We start from the raw sequence: 21,287 nt of genomic DNA, 5'->3' as shown, positions 1-21,287 counted from the left end.
CGCTTATAAACGAATCCTCTTTTTACGTGCCTCAATCAAGTTACCGATAATAAAGATTAAAATACCTAACCAGATAAATGAAAAAGCAATAAATTGCGGAAGAGCATAAGGTTCATGAAACAGAAAAATCGCCATCAGCAGCATAATCGTTGGATTGATGTATTGTAAAAAACCAACCGTAATGTATGATAATTTTTTTACCGCATTGGCAAATAATAATAAAGGAATCGCAGTAACGATTCCGGCACCAATCAATAAAAGATTGGTAGTTAATGGATAATTCATGAATCCTGGATCAGAAATAAAAAATAAGTAAATCAACGCAATCGGAGCAATAATCAAAGTCTCCAAAGTGATACTTGTGGCAGCACTAAGGTCTAGTTGTTTTTTTGCTAAGCCATAAATACAAAAACTAGCAGCTAAAAAAATAGAATTGAATGGGAAGACGCCTGTTTGAATCGTCAATAACACAACCCCCGCTAAGGCGAATAAACTAGCCAAAGTTGCTTGTTTTGAAAGCGGCTCTTTCAAATAGAGTGTACCAGCTAAAACATTTAACAACGGATTGATGTAATAACCTAAACTAGCCTGTTGAACTTCACCAATCGACACAGTATAAATGTAAATTCCCCAATTAAGTGAAATAAAGATCGCGGCAATAATAATAGCTAAAACTTGTTTTCTATTTTTTAAAAGAATTTTTACTTCGTTGATGAATGAAGGAAGTTTTTTTGAAATAGTGAGACAGATCAGCATAAATAGAAGTGACCAAATGATTCGATAAAATAAAATATCGATCGAACCCACATTTCCAACTAATTTCCAATAAAGTGGTAAAATTCCCCAAATAATATAAGCACTAAGTCCATAAAACAGTCCTGAATCTTTTTTCATTCTTACCCTCCTTAAAATAATGACGTTTATTTATTCTAACATAAAGATTCAGAATTTTTTGACTATAGAGGTTTGATTTGAAAATATCTTTTTATAGCGTGGTGATAAATCGTTGTTTTAAATGCAGAATATAATTTTTGTAATCGGAATAGACCTATTTTATAAAAAAACATTAAGGTATTTTGGTTATTTACGTTATTAATTTACATAACTTTCGTTATCGATTAATTTATTTTATATAGTTATTTCCTTGTTAAATAAATTTAGAATGATTAGTTTGAAACCTGATCTTTATTGGAGACGTTATGTTAAAGAAAGTGACATGTATTTTATTGGCCTGCTTAACTTTTATTGGTTTTGCTACTTTGGTTAAAGCAGAAGAAAATAGTTTTGTTTTAAAAAGTACGGGGATTGATTTAACTGAAGGGAACAAGACAACATTAAATTATCCCAAAAATACGGAGACACCACCAGTTATTCGTAAATTTACCTCCGATGATTCAGAGAATACACTTTTTTGTTTGGATATGGATGTTGAGACATACCCAGGATTGACCTACGTTTCTTCTGGTGAATGTGAGTACAATATGTCATTCTCGTGGCTTTTGAAAAAGTTTAAAGAAGAAAATCCAGTAGTTTCAAACACGAAAGCCTACGATACAGCATATACATCTACGCAGTTAGCGATTTGGCACTTTACGAACCCTAATAACGACTTTGTTAAAACAGGTGCAGAAATATGGGCATTGAATCCTGCTTTAGAAAGCTTAGTAACGGAAGCGAAAAGTCATTTAGATGATTTAACCACAAGTCAAAAATTAGAAAAGTTAACGATGAACATTGATACTCAAATTAATTCTAAAGCAGATGCTCTAGACGGTTATTCCTCAAAATCAAAAATTACTATTACTCCTATCGATAATAATGTGAAAAGAAATACAGATGAATTTACAACAGAATACAATGATCCTGAATTATTTGTTGAAGTGGATGGTAAACGTACAAATATTACGAATCGATCAGGTGTAACCTTGAATTTTAACAAAGACCATAGTGAAATCGATATCGAAATCACGAAGGAAAGTTTTGATAAATTACCAGACAAATCAAAATTTATTTTAGAATTAGATGCTCATATCAATGCCGTTAACAATGCAGCTACTTATTATGATACGCAGGAAGGACACACTAAACATCAACGATTAGGAAGTTATAAACCGTCCGACGTTAAAACTGTTTTAGCTGGTGTCGATGCGCTTGAAGTAAACAAAGCAGAACCAACAGAACCAACAGAACCAACAGAACCAACAGAACCAACAGAACCAACAGAACCAACAGAACCAACGGAACCAACAGAACCAACGGAACCAACAGAACCAACGGAACCAATAGAGCCAACGGAACCGACAGAGCCAACGGAACCGACGGAACCAACAGAATCTTCTAAAGTTCCAGTGAGTTCTGAGACGAGTACGGTTGTGCCAGTAACTACTGAAGGAAGGACTACCAATAGTTCAAATAGTAAAAATCTACCCCAAACAAATGATTCAAAAAAAGGACAATTAGCAATCAGCATTTTAGGGATTATAGTTGTGATTGGCGTTGTAGGAATCAAACTCAATTCAATAAAAAAATTGAAAAATAAATAATCTAATAAAATAAGACAGTACTTTACACATAAAGTACTGTCTTATTTTTAATTAATTTTTGTAGTACCTGGACCAATATGGGCTACATAAAAAGCGGGAGCGTAACCAATCGCTTGTGTGTAAATATCATGAACATTTTTTTTGAAAGCGGGAATCGCTTCTTCATTAACTAAGGCGATGGCACAGCCGCCAAAACCAGCACCCGTCATTCGAGCGCCTAAAACATTTGGTTGTTTTTGTGCCGTTTCTACTAGAGTATCCAACTCTATTCCAGTTACTTCGTAATCAAAACGAAGTGAATGATGAGAAGCATTCAATAGTTTTCCAAATGTGCTCAAATTCCCTTGGACTAATTCTGTTTTTGCTAATAAGGTCCGTTGGTTTTCAGTGACAGCGTGGCGTGCTCGGCGAATGAGTGTTTCGTCACCGATCAGGTAACAATTTTTTTCAAAAGTCTCTGTATCTAAAGCGCCTAAAGAGGGGATCGCTAATGTTTGTTGCAATCGTTCCAATGCCTCTTCGCATTGACTCCGACGTTCATTGTATTTTGAGTCGGATAATTCACGGCGTTTATTTGTATTCATAATGACAATGGCATAGTCATTTAATTCAACGGGGACCATTTCATAATCTAATGTATTCGTATCTAATAAAATCGCATGGTCTTGTTCACCAAAACCAACTGCAAATTGATCCATAATACCGGAATTTACCCCGATAAATTCATTTTCTACTTTTTGTCCAAGCTGAACGAGAGTTAAACGATCAATGGTCAAATCAAATAAATCTTCAAGCACCACTCCGACTAAAAGTTCTAATGAAGCACTGCTAGATAGTCCAGCACCATTTGGAATGTTGCCTTCGATCAATAAATCAAAGCCATGATCGATTGAATAACCTGCTTGTTGGACTTTTAAAATCATCCCTTTGACATAATTCGCCCAGTTGTCTTTTTTATCATAAGTTAGTTGATCGATTTCAAAACGGATCACTCCGAGTTCTTCAAAATTGTTGGAGTAGACCGAGACTGTTTTATCTTTTCGTGGGGCGGCCAATCCATAGGTCCCATAGGTGATAGAAGCGGGAAAAACGTGTCCACCATTATAATCGGTATGTTCACCGATCAGATTGATCCGACCAGGAGAAAAATAATGATTACTTTCGTTAACTGCGTAAAGATCTAAAAATTTTTCTTTCAAAGTAGGGGCGATGTCCATCTTAATCGACTTCTTTCATAATTATTTTGAAGCGTGTAGTAGTTTCATAAGGTTGATCAGCTGTTAAGCTGATAGAACCGAAAGCTGGAAATTGCTCTGCTCCTGGAGCTGTTTGCGTTTCAAAAGTGATACCGCCATGATCAGCTAAAGTTTTTCCATGCATTTCCGGTGTATCTTCACCAAAATTAGCTGTGAAAATAACGATACTTGATGCATCTGTAAACACTTCTAACGTGATTAAACCGTCAGGACTAGTTAATCTAGCTGCACGTTCTTGTAAACTTGAATTGTCCAAGAAGAATGGATGGTCGATACCATTGAATAATTCTTTTTGGTCAAAGTTACTTGAAAATACTGTATCCAACGTTTTAGCAACTTGGAAATCAAAAGCTGTATTTGTCACGGCTACTTTTTCTCCAGTCGGGATACTGTCGGAACGTAATGGTGCATAGTGGCTACTATTTAACCATAACTGGTGGTGATCGATTGGTTGAGTTATATCACCAGTCAAATTAAAATACACATGATTTGTCGGATTAAATAAAGTTGGTTGATCGCTAATCGCTCGGGTAGTCAGCTCCCAAACATTTTCTTCGGTCAAAGTATAGCGAACTTCGACTGTTAAATTACCGGGAAAACCGTGTTCGCCATCAGGACTAACAGTAGAAAAAATAATTGAAGCGGTATCGGCAGTCTCTTCGATTTGATAAGTCCATTTTTTTGATTCAAATCCAGGTTTGCCACCATGTAAGCAGTGACCGTTTAATGGATCTGTTGCTACTTGGTAATTCATTTTCCCTAATGAAAAGTGACCGTTTTCAATTCTTCCCGCAACACGACCAACCGTAGCGCCAATGTATGGATCTTTTGTCAAATATTCTTCGGCAGAATCAAAGCCTAATACTAATTCACGCTCTTTTCCTAAACGTACGATTCGAGCACCTAAGTCAGTTGCTGACAGATGGAAACAGGCTTCATTTTCCAGCGTGATCAAACGGTACCCTTGTCCAAATTCTTTTTCTGTAATATGCATCAAAAAAACCTCTCTCTTATGTTAAATAATCCACTCATAATGATTTTAACGATTAAAAGGGCAGCTGACAAGGAACAACTGATCGCTAATTCTAAGGATTAAGGATAAAACAATTTTAACAAGAAAAGGCTTACTTGGAAATGACTGGATGTGGCACCTATTTAACTTTTTGTTGCATAAAGGTATATATTTTAAAATGATATAATAGAAATAAAGAATAACGGCTAAAAATTTAGGAGGATAAGATGGAACAAGCAATCTTTTTAAAAAATAATATCCAGCATTTTGATAGTAAGTTGCATTTTGATTTTTGCGGTGTCTCAAAGACATTTCCGTTCCATGCGTTTGGGCCTTCTGTTCGATCAAATTATATTTTGCACATCGTTTTAGCAGGTAAGGGAGTCTATCACGTCAAAGATAAAAAATTTACTTTGAAAAAAGGAGATTTATTTTTGATTCGACCAGGAGAATCAACGTTTTATTTAGCAGATGGCTCAGACCCTTGGATCTATTGCTGGCTGTCATTTGGTGGGCCGGAAGTAGATCAAATCATGGAACAGTCTCCTTTTAAAGAAAATCAATATACGTTAACTTCAAACAAAAGTGAACGCTATTTAGCTCTTATTTTAGAATGTCTTTCGTACAATCAAGAAACCCGAACCGATGAATTAAACTTAACAGCTTTAGTTTATCGTTTTTTAGCGGAGTTGTTGGCAGATGGTGGCAGTCCGCAAAAGGCAGAGCGACAAAAATACTCACCCATTGCAATTGAGGCAATCAAATATATCGAAAAGAATTATGAACAATCTTTGATCGTTGGGGATGTGGCAAAAGAACTAGCAGTTGATCGTAGTCATCTTTCACGTATTTTCCATGAGCATGTCGGTATGCCGATCAAACAATATATTTTAGCAGTGCAAATCAATCGGGCGGCTTATTTATTATCCATGACTAATGAATCCATCGAGTTAATTGCTGAAAAGGTTGGCTTTAAGAGTCTGGTTGTTTTTAGTCGTAGTTTTAAAAAGTTGACTGGTGAAACAGCTTCGACATATCGGAAACGAATGAATGCTTATGAGTTTACAATTGCATCTTTAGATCAATTAAATCAACAATTAGAACAACAAATGATTGTTCGCCGAGCAACTTAAGAAGCGTTGGATGATTAATCCAACGCTTCTTTTTTAATATAGGTAGACAATTCTTTTTGGTACATTGCCCAGTTTTTTTGACCGGTGTTCAAGTATTGTGCTAATAGGTAACCGATATATGGCCCAGTGGTCAAGCCGGAAGAACCTAATCCGCTAGCGACGATTAATTGGTCATTCAATTGGCCAAAAAAAGGTGCAAAGTCCGATGTATAAGCACGTGTGCCTACACGATAATGAAAAGGTTGATTAAATAAATAATCTGGATCTATTAAAAATTTTTTTGCGCTTTGTGTTAGTTGTGTAAAAGCTTCTTTGGTTGGTTCTAAGTCCCAAGCGGCATTATTTTCATGGGTAGCGCCTAATAAAATTTTACCATTCATGAAGGGGATCAAATCGGCCTCGCCATCTAACATTGCTACAGGATATTCGCTACTCATTTTAACTGAAGTATCAAACACTAAAAGTTGGCCTTTTTGTGGCCGAAGATCTACTTGATAACCTAGCGGAGCTAATAAATTTTTTAATTGAGGACCAGCCGTCAAAATAACTTGGTCAAATTTTTCTAATTGTTCAGTTAATATTACACGTTTAGTAATTAGGTTAATCCCTTTTTTTTCAGCTAAATGTTTTAAATGGATCAAATAAGCTTTACCGTCTAAACGACCGCCGCCACTAATCTTGACCGATGGAACGGCCTTTAATAAAGGTAGCGCATGCTGGGTTTGTTCTCCTGACAACCGTTCGATTTGACCTAATTCCGGAGCGGATAATTTACGTTGTTCTGCTAATTCAATTAAAGCATCCAACTTTTCTGCGGGCCGAATAATCAGTGTACCGCATTTTTGGTAAATTGTTTGATTCAGGTGGAAATCTTGAATTAATTTTGGGAAAAAAGCCGCCCCATCCTTTGCAAGATGGTACCATTTTTGATTTCTTCTTTTGGAAAGCCAAGGGGAGATGATTCCCGCACTAGCTCTTGTCGCTTGCCCAGTCGGTTCATCAAACAAGGTGACTTGGTATTTATCGGTATCTAAATAATTGGCTAGCGTCATTCCGATAATTCCGCCGCCAATAATAGCAATTTTTTTCAATTGGCTCACTTCTTTCTTTTATTAAATTTTGCCATAGTCGTTCATACATTTCAAATAAATACTTTTTTTACTTTACCTGTCGTAGTAATTATCGTACAATGATTACAACGACAGATGAAGTAATTTTAGGAGGTGACAGAATGATTTCAAGCGATGGGATTCGCGGTTACAATGATGTAATCATTTTGTCAGTATTAAAAGAGGGCGACTCATATGGTTATGCGGTCTCTCAAAAAATTCGCGATATCAGCGAAGAAATCTATGTCATTAAAGAAACTACGCTTTATTCGGCGTTTAATCGGTTAGAAAAAAATGGTTATATACAATCCTATCCTGGAGAAGTTACTCATGGGAAAAAAAGAACGTATTATCATATCACCGATAAAGGACTCGATTTTTTGACCGAAAAGAAGAATGAATGGCAGCAAACTAAAAAAGTAGTCAATCGATTTATGAAAGAAGGGTAACTATGGAAACAATTAAAAATTATTTAGCTACGCTGTTTCTGGAATTTCCTAATACGCCAGAAGTTCAACGAGCAAAACAAGAAATTTTAACAATCATGGAAGATCACTATTTAGCTTTGATCGAAGAGGGTAAGAGTGAACATGAAGCTATCGGTCAAGTAATCAGTGAATTTGGCTCAGTTGATGAATTGCGCGAAATGTTACAAGTCGATGAAACTCTCGCCGATGAGGCTGAACTTGAAAATGAGATTGAGGAATCAGAAATGGTGACGTATTTAACTCATCGTAGAAAAGATACGTTAGGATTAGGTTTAGGAATCAGCGGATGCCTATTAGCAGTGGGAGCATTGATTGGTTTTAGTATTAGCGGGGCAGAAATGTTAGGCTTGTTATTATTCTTTGTAATTTTAGCAATCAGTATTGGTTTTATCATCTACAATGGTATGCAACTATCCAAAAATGGTGCCGTTTTGAATGATCGATACGTTCCATCGAGTTTAGGGCGAGCAGCAACAAAAATGAAAAATGAGTATCAAAAAAGTTTTCAAATCAGCTTAGTTTTCGGAATATGTTTGTGTGTACTAAGTATCGCACCAATTTTATTTTTTCAACTATTTACGTATGCTGAATATGGTATTCCGGTAATGTTCTTCTTTATAGCAAGTGGTGTATTTTTGATTGTATACGGCAGTGTCAATTATACGAGTTTTGATAAATTTATCGATGCAAAGTACTTTATTGCGGACGAGGATGAACCGGGACCAAAAGCTATGTATGAAAAATATGGTTCGGCTGCATCGAGCAAACACTTGCTTGCTCGAATATATTGGCCGATGGTCACTTTAATCTATTTTGGTTGGTCGCTTCTAACGGGATCATGGAGCTACAGTTGGATAATTTTTGTTTTTGCAGGAATCATGTACAGTGTCTTAGAAGCAATTTTTATAAAAAAGTAGTATAAAAAATACGCAGCCTGTGAGTATAAGGTTGCGTATTTTTTCTTATCGTTCGATATGAATAACGTCATATCAGTGTGTTTGGTGATAATCAAAGTAGCGATCTGCTGAAAAGCCAGACAATGCATATCCTAGTAACGTAAAAAGTAACCCAGCTCCAATTAAATACATGGCAACTTTAGGGATTAAATGTTTTGTCTTCATACTTCCACGACCTTTCGTTGAAAAATATTTCGGCGAATAATGTTCATCAATTTTTGATGCATTTCGATAAATACAGCACTGAATTTGTATGTGAGCCACATACATAACAAGCCAAATCCAAAGAGCAGCATGCCCATTCCCAACTGGGTAACGCCCATGAATAATGAGTCAAGTAAAACAAAAGGACTGGCAAAGGCTGCGATAGCGCCGCCGATGATTGTCCCGGCTGCTAAGCAAGCACCAGTAAAAGGTAGACACCAAATAAGAATATCGACACTAAGCAATAATAAAAAAATAGTCAATGCAATACTGCCCCATAAAGGAAAACCTAAAATTAAGAGGATGATCCATAACCAATGAAGCCTTTTAGGAACTTTCATTTCTTGAGGAACGCCGGCTGCTTCAAGTGCTAATTTTTGAGGATCACCCAATTTTGCTACTGCAGCTTGTTCAGAATAGCCATCTTCCATTAAGTCCAAAATCATTTCATCATAATAGTCAATCAAACGATGGACCTCGCTTGGCCGTACTTCATAAGCTAAATAATTGCTCAACTCTTTAATAAATTCAATTCGATTCATTTTTTTACACTCCTTTTAATATACTGATGAACAGCTTCAACCTCATGCCACTCTGCTAAAAAATTTTCGATACTACTCAATCCACATTCTGTTAGATGATAATATTTTCGCAACCGACCGTTATGAATTTTAGAATACGTAGTCACTTTCTTATTATTTTCCAAACGTTTTAAGATGGGATATAGTGTCGATTCTGTTAGTTCGATTTGAGTGGGAATCTCTTTGATAATCTGATATCCATAAGAATCAGCATCGATCAATGAGGCTAAAACACAATATTCAATCATTCCTTTTTTTAATTGACTATCCAATAACAACACCTCTTTATACCTCATACTATACATTACATAGTATAAAGAAAAAATAGGACTTTAGGCCGATAAAAAAACTCCTTGAAGTAAATTCAAGGAGTTTATGATTATTTTGCTGCGCGATAGCCAGCTTTTTTTGCTTCAGCAACTGTTTTGAACATTTCTTTTGGATTGGTTGTTTTGTCGTAATATTTACTACCTGGGAGGTGATAGACACCACTATTGGAACCCTTGATCAATCCATTGCCATTACTATCGACATATTCTTGCTCATCAGTTGAAGTATTAGCGGCAGTTGTAGAACTTGTTGCAAGGCTAGTCGTGGTTGTCTGCGAGCCTACTTGCTGAGTGTTTTTTGTGATCGTACTGGTGCCATCAGCATAATTCAGCGTCACGCCATCTTCCACATTGAAAATATAAATATTAAATTGAATCTCATCACTATCGATCGATTGAGCCATCATATGCACACCGCGAGCTAAAAGTTCATCTCCGCGAAAAATAGGTGTGACCGAATAGCGAACATAATTTTTAGTGCTTTTTTCTAAATAATATTTGACATCCATTTCAAATCGCAACATTTCGGGACTATTCAATTGACGGGTACCTGTGATCAAATTTTTCCAGTTGGCATTTTCACCGGTCAGCTGATAGCCAATCAAATGCGATCGATTGAATAAATATTGACCATTTACTTTTTTACTATGCCAACCTGTAGGTGTAACGCTCGAAATTTCACCGCGTTTTCCTGTAGGCATTAACTTTTTATTTAAAAGTGCTTCTGCGCCAGTAGCGCGATTCAAATCATCTAAATCATTGTATTTGTCCCAAGGCCCATTAGCGGTGGAAAGGTCTGATTGAGAAAAAGTTGGTTTATTTTGATTGATTTCAATTGTTTGGGTGCCATCATAATTCAGATTTGCCAGATCTTGTTGGGCGGAAATTGTTTGGGTTTGTTTTGTTGTAGATGAGGCGTTTTGCGTTGACTCGTTCGTGTGTTTCGCTGAACACGCAGCGAAACTAGCTACTGCAATAACAAGTACAGCAACTAGTTTAGATTTTTTTAACAAGGGTACTGCTCCTATTCATTTATTATTCAGGTGCGCCAATAATTTTGATGTATTCGTCTGGATTCATAATCTCAAAATGTTTAGCGACTAATTGATTCCGTTTGTTTCTTCGTCCCATAATGTGGATCATATATTTGTTTTCAGGGAGTCGAAAAACATAGCTAGACAGGTAACGATCTTTGATCAAGACCTCTGTTTTACTTTCTCCATCGCTCATAATCAATAAAGACATCATTATAGGTTTTTCCTGTAATAAAATGGTCTTTTCCAATAAACCGCGATATTCTTCCAAAAAATCACTTCCTTTAAGTCTGTAAATTGATTTTAGCATTTTTAACTGATAAATGCTCTGATTAAGGAAAAACTCCTGTTAATTTTTGTAATATAAAATGGAGGAAGACTTATTTATCTTATAAAATAGGAAAAGCAGAAATCAAATCGATTTCTGCTTTTTACTATTCGGACAGGTCTTCCTCTAATTTTTTTGTTTTGAGTGCCACGCGTTTATTGCCTCGATAAAGATCGACGATTGTCCAAGCTAATAAGGCGAGAACACCAGCAATTAATACATAAGCAATCGTGTCAGCAGTATCGATTTCTAAAGCAGAGGGATGATCTCCGAAGAACCCCTCGATTTGGCTAGGCAAACCAATTAGATTCAAATACGTCAAACCAATCACTGAAATCCATCCAAGCAATTGAACAATGCGGTTATTTCTAAAACGTTCACCCATTTCTACTTTGCTGTTGGTCATCATTAACAGCGGCAGCATAGAGAAGGGAAGGGCGAAAGCTAAAAACACTTGTGAATTGTTCATTAAATTATTTAAAGCCTCATGTTCTTCGATCACTGTATTACCACGAGTAAGTAAGATACAAATGAGAACTGGAACGACTGAAATCAATCGAGTGACTAATCGACGGAGCCAAATAGGCATCCGCATATGAATAAAGCCTTCCATGATTACCTGTCCTGTTAATGTCCCAGTAATCGTAGAATTTTGACCAGAAGCTAGAAGAGCGACTGCAAAAAGTGTCGATAAAGCTCCCGTTTTTGCAACATTCATCAAAATACCATTACTCATAGTTGCAGGATTTGATAAGGCTTCATACAGGCCAAAGAATGACGGATCTTTCACGGTTCCCGTTTTGAAGACTGCAACCCCCATAACCAATAATAAGGCATTGACTAAAAAGGCCAAAGACAATTGGATATTTGAATCCCAAGTGGTGAAGCGGACAGCATTTGCCACATCTTCTTCATCATTATGATCGACTTCTCTAGTTTGAGAAACGGCTGAATGAAGATATAAATTATGAGGCATCACAGTCGCGCCGATGATACCGAGTGCACCAGTCAAGGGTGTTTGCCCTCCGATAGCAGGAGAATCAGCAAATGTTTCGCTCGTTGGGACGAAGCCTTTGATCACTTCACTCCAATCAGGATTTGATAATGCAACTTGATAGATAAAAACAAAGAGAATAACAAAAATTAAACAAACGACAATCGCTTCAATTTTTCGAAAACCGATTTTTGTTAATAATAATAATAAGAAAACATCTAAGACAGTGATAAAGACGGCGATGACTAATGGAATATTAAAAAGTAGATACAGTGCAATTGCTGCGCCGATTACTTCCGCAATATCTGTCGCCATAATAGCAAGCTCCGTCAAAATCCAAAGTACGATGCCTAACCCTTTACTTGTCCGAGCTCTGATCGCTTGTGCTAGGTCCATCTGAGTAACGATTCCTAGTTTTGCGGCCATGTACTGCAAAAGCATTGCAACTAAACTTGAAAGCAAGATAACTGACATTAATAGATACTGGAAGTTTTGCCCCCCAGTGATTGAAGTAGACCAGTTACCAGGATCCATGTAACCAACAGCAACTAGCGCTCCTGGTCCTGAATAGGCTAAAAGTGTTCGCCAAAAACTTTTACCTTTTGGTACTTTGATGGTTCCGTTGACTTCTTCTAATGAAAGTCCATTTGTATGTTCGAGAATGGGACGTTTTTTTGTACTCAAGTGATTCCCACCTTTCTATTTCTTTTCTACGATGCCATCATACACCCAATGATAGGAAAATGAAAGAAAAAAATTCGGTATGCCTAAAATTTTTAAAATGCAAAATTCTTTCAGGAATAAATTCTTTGCATTACACTGATATAAAAGGACGAGGTGAGTCGATGAGAACTTGGCACAAACAATTAGATGGTACCTGGGAAATCAAAGGCACAACATTTCCGATGTGGTTATCTGAAAAACGGAAAAATCCGCGGATTACTTATAAGCAACTTGATAAAAATTCGATTGAATTACTAGATCTGGTGGAATATGAGTCAAAAAATAAAACAAAAAAAATCAAAGGGACTGATCGTGTTTCTGATAATCAATTTGTTTGGCGTGGAATCGGACCTTTAAAAATTTTAAGCAGCCGTTGGCAGGTGGTGACGATCAAAGGGGATGTAATGGTAATTCGATTTGAAAAATCATTAGTAACACCTGCCGGAATCGATGTTTTAGTCAGAAAAGGCAGTCAAATTCCGGATTTGATGGAAAGAATTCTGACGAATTATGAAGCTTTTGGTTTGAGTAAAACGGAAAAGAATGAACTTCAATGGCTAAATGATAAATAAAAAAACTTCCCAAACTTGGGAAGTTTTTTTATTGACTGATTTCAATAACGCGGTCGGTCCAATCTTGATAGAAACCCTCTTCATGGGATACAACGATTACGGTACCAGCAAAGTTCGCTAAGCTTTCACGCAAACTGTCTTTTGTACTTTGATCGATATGGTTTGTTGGTTCATCCAAAATCAATAAATTTCCTTTTTGCATGGTCATTTGACAAAGTTTTACCTTAGTTTGTTCACCACCGCTAAGAGTGCTTAAAGGTTCTTGTGCCAATTGATTTGGTAAACCCGCTTTAGCTAAATGTTTACGTAATTCTTTGACCGGTTCTTTAGGAAAATGATCGCTTAAATATTGTAAAGGCGTTTGAAAGGGATTTTCCCATTGTAAGTCTTGTTCAAAATAATTAACCGTAGTATTTGCTGGAAAATGAAATTCACCAGCTAGTTTAGGAATCATTCCGATAAGCGTTTTTAATAATGTAGATTTACCAATCCCGTTAAATCCGCGAATCGCGACTTTTTCACCATATCTCAATGTGATATTGATAGGAGATAGTAAAGGTTTTTGGTAACCAATTTCTAAATCGGTCGTTTCTAAGGCTAGCGTTGTCACAATTGGTGTATAAGGGAAATCAAACTGAGCAACTGCATTTGAAGAAGGGGGTGTTAGACGTTCGACCTTATCCAATTGTTTTTGACGACTTTTAGCCATCGTTGAACGAGAGCCCGCTTTATATTTGCGGATATAAGCCTCTGTTTTTTCGATCTGGCGTTTTTGAGCAGCATATTGTTTCATATATGTTTCTTGGAATTGTTCTTTTTGTTTCAAAGCTTTGGTTAAATTACCTGTATATTTGGTTAACTTTCCAAATTCGATATCTGCAATATGAGTAGTGATTTGATTTAGAAAATCACGGTCATGAGAGATCACAATAAAGGTTCCAGTGAATTCTTGTAGAAACTGACTTAACCAAGCTACGTGCTCATCATCTAAATGGTTTGTTGGTTCATCAAGAATTAAAACATCAGGTTTCTCAAGTAATAATTTTGCTAAAATCAATTTAGAACGTTGACCGCCGCTTAAATCTTCCAAGGCTGTATCCATACCTAAAACATCTAGGCCAAGACCACTACTCATTTCAGCAATCAATGTATCGATTTGATAAAAGTCTCCTTGGTCCAATTCTGTTTGTAAGCGACCAGCACGCTCTAATAATTTATCATCCATCGATTCACTATATTCCATATATAGATCACCAATTTTTGCTTCTTTAGCAAAGTCAGCGGCATAGGCAGTTTTTAAAAAGTCCTTGATTGAAAGAGTGGGGTCGACTTCTACGTATTGATCTAAATAACCTACGTGGATATTTTTTTGCCAAGCAATTGTACCTTCATCGGGTAATTGTTCTCCCGTAATAATTTTGATTAACGTACTTTTTCCGGCACCATTTTGTCCGATTAGACCAAGGTGCTCGCCTTTATTTAAATGTAATTCTAGTTCTTCATATAAAATTTTATCACCAAATTGTTGGGTGATTCCGTTTAAGTCTAAGATACTCATGTTTCTCCTACTTTCTTACTCAAAACCTCATCATCTAATAAAAAAGGAGGTTAGTCAAGTAAAATCATAACTGAGCAGAAAATAGGTAAGTAATTAATCCAAGAATAAAATCAAATAATCCCAAAAATGTGTCAGAAAGTACTCTAAAAAGTTGATGTAATAAATCGAACATAAAGTCCTCCTTAGCTAAAAAGTTGATGGAACCAGTCAATTGGATAAATAGTTAGGACAAGAGTGGCTTTAGCTAACAAATAACTTAGTGCGAAAAAAGGAACTAATAGTTTTTTCATCATGAAGTGAACCTCCTAGTGTTTTTTTAAGTTTAACTGAGATCAAAAATTTAAAACATGGATTAGACATAAATAAAACGAACAGTTATGTAAGATAATCAAAATAAAAAAGCCTCCGCTTTATTTTCAGCAGAGGCTTTTAACTATAACTATCAATCATTGCAGGAAACACTCCTTAAGCAGATTTTTTTAAATCATCAATTGCTTGTTCAATCGTAATTCCGCTTCCTTGATGTCCGGTATCCGTTGAATAAACGATAAAGATATTATCAGCTAAATCAAATGTTACCCGGTAATTCATTTTTTGATCAAAAAACGTCATAAACTTTCTCCTTTCAAAGGTAATAATCTTTTACATAAAAAGTATATCACATTAAAAAATAATAATAAAACAAAAATATAAAGATTAAATTAAAATTTGGATCAATAAAAAAGTAAGCAGCTAAGTCATGATAACTTAGCTGCTTACTTTTTTTGCCCCTGCCAAGGATACTTAGTATACCATTAAATAGGTTGATTGTGAAAAATTCTTCCCATTGCATGTCTTAAGGGGAAAAAGACTAAACTTACTATTAAAATAGTTGAAAAAATGTTGATTACGGTTGCCGGCATTGTTGCGATTGCTGCAAAGAAAGCAGGTGTTAATTGGGCACCAGCAATAAGCCCCATCACGGTTGCTTTAATGACCGACATAATAAATTTCGCAATACCTGCAAAAATACCGATAATCACAATTTGATAAATCTTTGTTGGTTTTCTTTTGAAAATGGCGAAGCCCAAAAAGGCAGCAGCACCTACTACAAAACTTTCAAGTAAAAAATAAGGGGCTTCAGTAGCATAGCCATTTAAAATATCAAAAATGAAAAAGCCAATTCCTCCAGCAAGCGATCCTTGCCAATAACCAATCAGTAAAACAGCTAGTAAGACGACAGCATTTCCAAAGTGGATGAAAGCACCAGTGGGTAAAGGAATCTTAATCATTGTCCCAATAAAAGTTAATGCCGCGAACAGAGCGATTAATACAAGATTTTGGATTTTATTATCATTTGTCATTTGAAAACTCCATTCTATTTTCTCCATGTGTGTAAGCGCCGTGCCAGACATGTCCCACATATGGATTGATTTGCTCACCTAATTTGATAGCAGCTTGAACAAAATCGATCGCACGCTGAATCGATTGATCAATTGAGACATCTTTAGCGATCCCAGCCGTGATTGCTGCCGCAAAAGTACAACCCGCGCCATGATTATACGGAGTATCGATTATTTGATGTGGATAGGTTTGAAAAGTTGAGCCATCATAATGAAGATCAAGTGTTTCAGTTTGATTTAACCGAGCACCGCCCTTAATCACAACGTGTTTTGGTCCCAGTAAAGCTATTTTTTGGGCTGCTTTACGCATTTGTTGTTCCGAAGATAATTCCCCAAGTTCTGATAGGATCCCAGCTTCACGCAAGTTTGGGGTAGTCACTAATGCTTTTGGCAATAATAATTTTTGTAATGCTTGAACTTGCTGATTCCCAATAAAATCTTGGGTACCTTTTCCACCAATCACGGGGTCAACGATCAACGGTGTAGAAAAAGGGAGGTGACTGGCAACGAGTTCAATAATTTCTTGCGACGGCAATAACCCGGTTTTGATCGCATCAACACTTCCAGCAAAGACAGAAGCCAATTGCTCTTGCAACCATTCAAGCGGTAAGACTCTTAAATGGTGATTTCCGGTCGTAGGATCTAAATTTACAATGGAAGTAATGGCTGTAAGGCCAAATGTTCCATATTCTTGGAATGTTTTTAAATCGGCTTCTAAACCACCGCCGCCAGTCGCATCTGATCCAGCAATTGTCACAACTTTTTTCATTTTATTCACCTCGAAGATTTGATTTTTAATTAGCATAACTGTTAATTCACTATTTTTAAACTGCCAATTGGCTATATTTTAAACCCGCCAATTTTAAACAATACAAAAAGCATAGAAATTGTTTCTATGCCTTTACTTTTCTATAAAAATAGAAAGATTAATCCCTTTTCAAACATTCTAACCAGTTTAAATATTCTTCTTCACGATGGATAGCGTGCATCAAAATCAAATAATGGCCATAATTTTCTTGGATTTCTTCTTCCGAAAACACGATTTGTTTTCTTTGTTTTAAGTGCTCTAACTTTTTTGAATGTAATTCTATCTGTTGTTGGATCATTTCTGGCAACCGTTTATCATCCATACTCTTAATAAAATAGAGCTTCAACACGAATTCATCTTTATTTACGGGAAGATCAATTAAAGGTTCTTTTAACCATTCATTTAAGACCCTTTTTCCATCGTTAGTTAGGGAATAGACTTTCTTTTCTAATTTAGTTCCAACAACTTCTGTTTGAAAATCAATTAAGTTTTTTTGAGTCAACTTAGAAAGTTCTGGATAGATCTGACTGTGTTTGGCTTGCCAAAATTCACCAATTTCAGTTTGAAAAGCATTTTTTATCTCATAGCCCGTATTGGTACCATTTTGGATCATTCCTAAAATAATGTATTGTAAAATATTTTTTTGAGCGATTTTAAACACGTCCCTTGACATTCGTTAAAAATCATTCTAACATAATCACGTAATCAAAAACATGTAATTAATTACATGTATATATTAATTTGATTTATTGGAGGAATCATCATGAAAGAATTTAAAACTTTAGCAGATTTTGTTGGAACTCATTTTATTTATACGTATGATAATGGTTGGGAATATGAATGGTATGCAAAAAATGATCATACAGTCGACTATCGAATTCATGGCGGAATGGTTGCCGGACGTTGGGTCAAAGATCAAGAAGTTCAAATGGATATGTTAACAGAAGGGGTATACAAAATTACTTGGACTGAACCTACTGGTACAGATGTTGCTTTAGATTTCCTTCCAAATGAACAAAAATTACATGGAACTATTTTCTTTCCTAAATGGGTGGAAGAACATCCTGAAATTACGGTAACATTCCAAAATGAACACATTGATGAAATGTTAGCTGCTAGAGAAAAATATGAAACTTATCCAAAACTTGTTGTTCCTGAATTTGCTAAAATCACTTATATGGGTGAAGCTGGGGTAGACAATGAAGATGCTATCAGTGAAGCCCCATACGAAGGAATGCCCGAAGATATTCGCACAGGAAAATATTTTGACGAAAATTATCGTCGTATCAATAAATAAAAAAATCTCCTTTCTATTAATTATAGAAAGGAGATTTTTTTATTTTGTTTTCATCCATTGATCACGGATGCTGTCTGTTAAACGGATTATCCGTTTTCCTACTTCGGGGTATTGATTTGTGGCTAAGTTCGCTAAAGATACACGAACAGCCCATTCACTACTACCGAAAGCATTGGCTTTTAGCAGCATCAATTGTTCTTTTTCAGCTAATGAAGTCAAGACTTTTGTGACAGTCCATTTATTTTTTAGATAGTCGGCAAAAGCATTCCCGTAACGTTTACGACTCCAATCTTCATAATTGATTTCACAATAATAAGCGGTATCCAAATCTTCTAAAGGTTCTTGTAAGCCTAACGTATGGAATAATAATTTTTCACGTTGACGGCAAATATCCATCACTTCTGCTTTGTAGGCTTGCCCTTCATCTAAAAGACTATAGAGACTAAACATCACCATCATAACTTGTTGAGGAGCAGATAAGCCGGAAGCGTGATTTAAAGCAACATCACGACTGTCAGCAACAATTCGATCAATAAACGTGATCGTAGTTGGATCAGCGGTCAAAGAAGCGTAACGTTCATTTAGTTGTTCAATATTTTCTTTAGGTAAGTTAGCGATCAATTCATCAAATAAATTATGCTTGGCAACAGCAATCGTTCCTACACGCCAACCAGTAGCACCAAAGTATTTTGAATAAGAATAGATACACGCAGTATTGTAAGGTAATTCAGAAAAAAGAGAAGTAAAAACTGGAACAAAAGTGCCATACACATCATCTGTTAGAATCATCAATTCTGGATTATCAGTTGAAACGATATCTTTCAGCAGGTCAATTGTTGGTTGTGCTAGAGCATTCGCTGTTGGATTGCTAGGGTTGACTACAAAAACAGCCTTGATATCGGAATCGCGTAATTTATTGATTTCTTCATCAGGGTATTGATAGGTCATTTTTCCATCAACCATTGTTTGCTTCGCTTGGACTTTGACGATTTCAAAAGCATATTTCGGTAGCTCAGGAATTTCAAGATAGGGAGCAAATGTAGGCAGCATTAAAGCAATTTTATCGCCGCGATTCAATAAAAAATTGTTCAGCAGTGTGTCAAAGATATAACAAATACCAGCAGTTCCGCCTTCTACAGCAAAAACATCAAAAGGGATTGTGCTATTTGAAAAAAGTTCTTGGTTTAGATAAGCTTTGATAGGTGCCTCACAGGCAGTGAGACAACGTACAGGATTAGGATAATTGTCACCAATAATATGATCTAAGATGTCCGTTAGCCAAAGTTCTTTAGGCATTCCTAAAAAATTATTATCTGAAAACCAGATTTTTTTTAAAAAGTCAGCACCTTTGCTGGGATGATTTTGTAGAAAATCAACGAAACGTTGTCCGCGAGTCGCATCAGATTGAATCATTCCGGCAGTTAATTCGCCTGTACCGTATAATGTTTCCTGTGTAGCAAATTGTCCCAAGAGAAAAAAAGCTTCTCGGGGAGTGGGTGCTGTCCAGTTAGGATTTCCCCGACCAGCATTTAAAAGATTGGTGACATTTTTATTTTCATGAATTTTTTGTTCTAAAAAAAGACTTAGTTCGAAAGGACTTAATTCTTCTAGGGCTTGCTCTGTAATTGTCGACACAAACATGACTCCTTTTATACTTTATTATAATCATAGTAACGAGAATTGTTTTTATTACAGCGTAAATACGCTTAAAGTTTATGAGAAAAATTCTGTAAAAATCCAAAGAAATAAGAAGCGTTTTCTTTTATATTAGATTAGAAAGCCTCGTCTAAAAGGTTTTGTAGCGCTTACTAAATTCTTAGAAATCAATTTAGTCTTTTTTAAACAGATATCCGACTTCCGACCCATGAAAAACAAACGATTTTATTGCATAATGATCAAGAAGTTATAAAAAGTAAAATTAATTCAAAAACATAAATAAAGGAGTGAAACAAATGGAGCAATTATTAGCGATTGCATTTATAGCATTACTGATTTTCTTTGTTGTAAAAGTAGGTTCTATTCTGTGGCGGATCGCCGGTGTTTTGTTTTTGCTATTTATTATTTATATCTACAAAGATCAGATGCTTACACAGGTACAAAATTTTGTAGCTAACCCTGATTTTGGTGGTATTTGGCAAAATTTAGCAAATTTTTTCAGTAACGTTTTTGATAAAGTAACTAGCTTTTTAGGTACTGTGATCGAATAAGCAAAGAAGTTCTCTAGGGAGAGCTTCTTTTTTTATCTGCGATTGCTGCCGGTCAAATATTTTTGGCAACGCTGATAACTCAAGAGAACTTCATCCGGCAGTTCTACATGCGGGATATAGTTGGTGCCCATTGGTCCATAGCCTTGTTCGTTGTCTTGCAGTCTGCGAATTTCGCCTAAAGTTAATGAAAGAAAGTAATCTGTTTGCCACCAACTATCCATTTCAGCATTTTTAAAGGAAGGTCGCCCATCAAAAGCAAGCAATACAGGCTTTTCAAAAATCAATGATTGGATAGCATTCAATGGTAGTTCCCATTCTTTGCTAAAGGTTAAATGTGTTCGTTTTTGAACGAGAGGATCTTGGACTAGCCAAAAATTTTCGGGACGAGCAGTTTCAAATAAATCACGGGAGAAACGAGCATTTTCACCAGTATTGCTAGAGTGTGTTTCTAATAATTGGAGGACCTCTCGAGAACAATAATTAGAGAAAATCTTTTGCATGATTTCAGCTTCAGATAATATCGGCCAGTCTGGCTGAACTAAATTTGGAATGTGTTTTTCGGCATTGGCGATCAAAGGAGCAGTCCCATGGCCGCTACCACCAACAAAAACAACTTGTTTGATCTCTTTATGGTCTTCACAAAATTTGGCTGCTGAAACGATTAAAGATATTAAACTATTCCCGGCGATGACCAATGTATCGGAATAAAAGCTTGGAGTTGGGGATGTGGTGGTTAAATAATCAACTAGAACTTCAAAATCAGACATAGGAAC

The 21,287-nt window shown here is 36.1% G+C and carries 24 protein-coding genes; 7 read left to right on the top strand and 17 right to left on the bottom strand.

All coding sequences use genetic code 11. The annotated features are described in order from the left end of the window. Positions 1–3: 3 nt before the first annotated feature. Entirely contained in the window at positions 4–894 is an 891-nt protein-coding gene (gene rarD / locus ACQKTA_RS12805) for an EamA family transporter RarD (RefSeq protein ID WP_427814669.1), read from the bottom strand. Between the two features lie 305 nt (positions 895–1,199). Here rarD and ACQKTA_RS12800 point away from each other — a divergent pair, with 305 nt between their 5' ends. Continuing rightward, a complete protein-coding gene (locus ACQKTA_RS12800) occupies positions 1,200–2,543 on the top strand; it encodes a thioester domain-containing protein (protein WP_427814668.1) in 1,344 nt (447 codons plus the stop codon). 47 nt (positions 2,544–2,590) lie between these two features. On the opposite strand, the gene ACQKTA_RS12795 is transcribed toward ACQKTA_RS12800, so the two are convergent. Both ACQKTA_RS12795 and ACQKTA_RS12790 read right to left on the bottom strand, forming a co-directional pair. Beyond that, positions 2,591–3,760, bottom strand: a complete 1,170-nt coding sequence (locus ACQKTA_RS12795; RefSeq protein ID WP_427814667.1) for a galactokinase — start codon at positions 3,758–3,760, stop codon at positions 2,591–2,593. A gap of 1 nt (position 3,761) precedes the next feature. Beyond that, a complete protein-coding gene (locus tag ACQKTA_RS12790) occupies positions 3,762–4,793 on the bottom strand; it encodes a galactose-1-epimerase (RefSeq protein WP_427814666.1) in 1,032 nt (343 codons plus the stop codon). Between the two features lie 245 nt (positions 4,794–5,038). Here ACQKTA_RS12790 and ACQKTA_RS12785 point away from each other — a divergent pair, with 245 nt between their 5' ends. Then, a complete protein-coding gene (locus ACQKTA_RS12785) occupies positions 5,039–5,944 on the top strand; it encodes an AraC family ligand binding domain-containing protein (RefSeq protein WP_427814665.1) in 906 nt (301 codons plus the stop codon). Between the two features lie 14 nt (positions 5,945–5,958). Here ACQKTA_RS12785 and ACQKTA_RS12780 read toward each other — a convergent pair whose 3' ends face one another. Then, the gene (locus ACQKTA_RS12780; protein ID WP_427814664.1) at positions 5,959–7,035 is read right to left on the bottom strand and encodes an NAD(P)/FAD-dependent oxidoreductase; all 1,077 of its coding nucleotides are present in this window, start codon (positions 7,033–7,035) and stop codon (positions 5,959–5,961) included. Positions 7,036–7,175: 140 nt separating this feature from the next. Here ACQKTA_RS12780 and ACQKTA_RS12775 point away from each other — a divergent pair, with 140 nt between their 5' ends. Together ACQKTA_RS12775 and ACQKTA_RS12770 are read left to right on the top strand one after the other, a co-directional pair. Beyond that, on the top strand, positions 7,176–7,502 hold the full coding sequence (locus tag ACQKTA_RS12775; RefSeq protein WP_332580925.1) for a PadR family transcriptional regulator: 327 nt from the start codon (positions 7,176–7,178) through the stop codon (positions 7,500–7,502). A 2-nt stretch (positions 7,503–7,504) separates the two neighbouring features. After that, positions 7,505–8,458: a permease prefix domain 1-containing protein gene (locus ACQKTA_RS12770; protein ID WP_427814663.1), complete on the top strand. Its 954-nt coding sequence runs from the start codon at positions 7,505–7,507 to the stop codon at positions 8,456–8,458. A gap of 72 nt (positions 8,459–8,530) precedes the next feature. Here the strand turns inward: ACQKTA_RS12770 and ACQKTA_RS12765 are convergent, their stop codons facing one another. The 6 genes from ACQKTA_RS12765 to ACQKTA_RS12740 all read right to left on the bottom strand — a co-directional run bounded on the left by ACQKTA_RS12765 (position 8,531) and on the right by ACQKTA_RS12740 (position 12,651). Beyond that, a complete protein-coding gene (locus ACQKTA_RS12765) occupies positions 8,531–8,662 on the bottom strand; it encodes a hypothetical protein (protein ID WP_427814662.1) in 132 nt (43 codons plus the stop codon). After that, positions 8,659–9,243 carry a DUF1700 domain-containing protein gene (locus ACQKTA_RS12760; protein ID WP_427814661.1) on the bottom strand — a complete coding sequence of 195 codons (585 nt, stop codon included), beginning with the start codon at positions 9,241–9,243 and terminating at the stop codon, positions 8,659–8,661. Before ACQKTA_RS12760 ends, ACQKTA_RS12765 begins: the two co-directional genes overlap by 4 nt. Next, positions 9,240–9,554 carry a PadR family transcriptional regulator gene (locus tag ACQKTA_RS12755; protein ID WP_407855168.1) on the bottom strand — a complete coding sequence of 105 codons (315 nt, stop codon included), beginning with the start codon at positions 9,552–9,554 and terminating at the stop codon, positions 9,240–9,242. Before ACQKTA_RS12755 ends, ACQKTA_RS12760 begins: the two co-directional genes overlap by 4 nt. Before the next feature lie 107 nt (positions 9,555–9,661). Continuing rightward, the gene (locus ACQKTA_RS12750; RefSeq protein ID WP_427814660.1) at positions 9,662–10,624 is read right to left on the bottom strand and encodes a DNA/RNA non-specific endonuclease; all 963 of its coding nucleotides are present in this window, start codon (positions 10,622–10,624) and stop codon (positions 9,662–9,664) included. Between the two features lie 22 nt (positions 10,625–10,646). Beyond that, positions 10,647–10,916 (bottom strand): hypothetical protein, encoded by a 270-nt coding sequence (locus tag ACQKTA_RS12745; RefSeq protein ID WP_071857201.1) that lies wholly within the window; start codon positions 10,914–10,916, stop codon positions 10,647–10,649. Positions 10,917–11,079: 163 nt separating this feature from the next. After that, entirely contained in the window at positions 11,080–12,651 is a 1,572-nt protein-coding gene (locus tag ACQKTA_RS12740; protein WP_427814659.1) for an Nramp family divalent metal transporter, read from the bottom strand. Between the two features lie 161 nt (positions 12,652–12,812). Between ACQKTA_RS12740 and ACQKTA_RS12735 the strand changes: the two genes are divergently transcribed. Then, complete coding sequence (locus ACQKTA_RS12735; RefSeq protein ID WP_407856892.1) at positions 12,813–13,262, top strand: hypothetical protein; 450 nt, start codon at positions 12,813–12,815, stop codon at positions 13,260–13,262. Positions 13,263–13,290: 28 nt separating this feature from the next. Here ACQKTA_RS12735 and ACQKTA_RS12730 read toward each other — a convergent pair whose 3' ends face one another. The 5 genes from ACQKTA_RS12730 to ACQKTA_RS12710 all read right to left on the bottom strand — a co-directional run bounded on the left by ACQKTA_RS12730 (position 13,291) and on the right by ACQKTA_RS12710 (position 17,662). Beyond that, the gene (locus ACQKTA_RS12730) at positions 13,291–14,820 is read right to left on the bottom strand and encodes an ABC-F family ATP-binding cassette domain-containing protein (RefSeq protein ID WP_332580917.1); all 1,530 of its coding nucleotides are present in this window, start codon (positions 14,818–14,820) and stop codon (positions 13,291–13,293) included. A 465-nt stretch (positions 14,821–15,285) separates the two neighbouring features. Then, positions 15,286–15,432, bottom strand: coding sequence for a hypothetical protein (locus tag ACQKTA_RS12725; RefSeq protein WP_332580916.1), 147 nt, complete (start codon positions 15,430–15,432; stop codon positions 15,286–15,288). 182 nt (positions 15,433–15,614) lie between these two features. Then, positions 15,615–16,163, bottom strand: coding sequence for an ECF transporter S component (locus ACQKTA_RS12720; protein WP_332580915.1), 549 nt, complete (start codon positions 16,161–16,163; stop codon positions 15,615–15,617). After that, entirely contained in the window at positions 16,153–16,971 is an 819-nt protein-coding gene (gene thiD, locus ACQKTA_RS12715) for a bifunctional hydroxymethylpyrimidine kinase/phosphomethylpyrimidine kinase (RefSeq protein WP_427814658.1), read from the bottom strand. Before thiD ends, ACQKTA_RS12720 begins: the two co-directional genes overlap by 11 nt. 157 nt (positions 16,972–17,128) lie before the next feature. Next, the gene (locus tag ACQKTA_RS12710) at positions 17,129–17,662 is read right to left on the bottom strand and encodes a PadR family transcriptional regulator (protein ID WP_332580962.1); all 534 of its coding nucleotides are present in this window, start codon (positions 17,660–17,662) and stop codon (positions 17,129–17,131) included. 111 nt (positions 17,663–17,773) lie between these two features. On the opposite strand from ACQKTA_RS12710, the gene ACQKTA_RS12705 reads away from it, so the two are divergent. Further along, complete coding sequence (locus ACQKTA_RS12705; protein ID WP_332580913.1) at positions 17,774–18,307, top strand: phenolic acid decarboxylase; 534 nt, start codon at positions 17,774–17,776, stop codon at positions 18,305–18,307. A 39-nt stretch (positions 18,308–18,346) separates the two neighbouring features. Here the strand turns inward: ACQKTA_RS12705 and aspD are convergent, their stop codons facing one another. Next, a complete protein-coding gene (aspD, locus tag ACQKTA_RS12700) occupies positions 18,347–19,948 on the bottom strand; it encodes an aspartate 4-decarboxylase (RefSeq protein ID WP_427814657.1) in 1,602 nt (533 codons plus the stop codon). A gap of 311 nt (positions 19,949–20,259) precedes the next feature. Between aspD and ACQKTA_RS12695 the strand changes: the two genes are divergently transcribed. Continuing rightward, positions 20,260–20,514 (top strand): hypothetical protein, encoded by a 255-nt coding sequence (locus ACQKTA_RS12695; RefSeq protein WP_332580911.1) that lies wholly within the window; start codon positions 20,260–20,262, stop codon positions 20,512–20,514. Between the two features lie 32 nt (positions 20,515–20,546). On the opposite strand, the gene ACQKTA_RS12690 is transcribed toward ACQKTA_RS12695, so the two are convergent. After that, a complete protein-coding gene (locus ACQKTA_RS12690; protein ID WP_427814656.1) occupies positions 20,547–21,281 on the bottom strand; it encodes an ElyC/SanA/YdcF family protein in 735 nt (244 codons plus the stop codon). Between the last annotated feature and the right edge of the window lie 6 nt (positions 21,282–21,287).

Source organism: Enterococcus sp. 22-H-5-01, assembly GCF_050310005.1.
Classification (GTDB): domain Bacteria; phylum Bacillota; class Bacilli; order Lactobacillales; family Enterococcaceae; genus Enterococcus_A; species Enterococcus_A hailinensis.
Note: the sequence above shows the minus strand (reverse complement) of the source record. Positions and strands in the feature narration are given on the sequence as shown.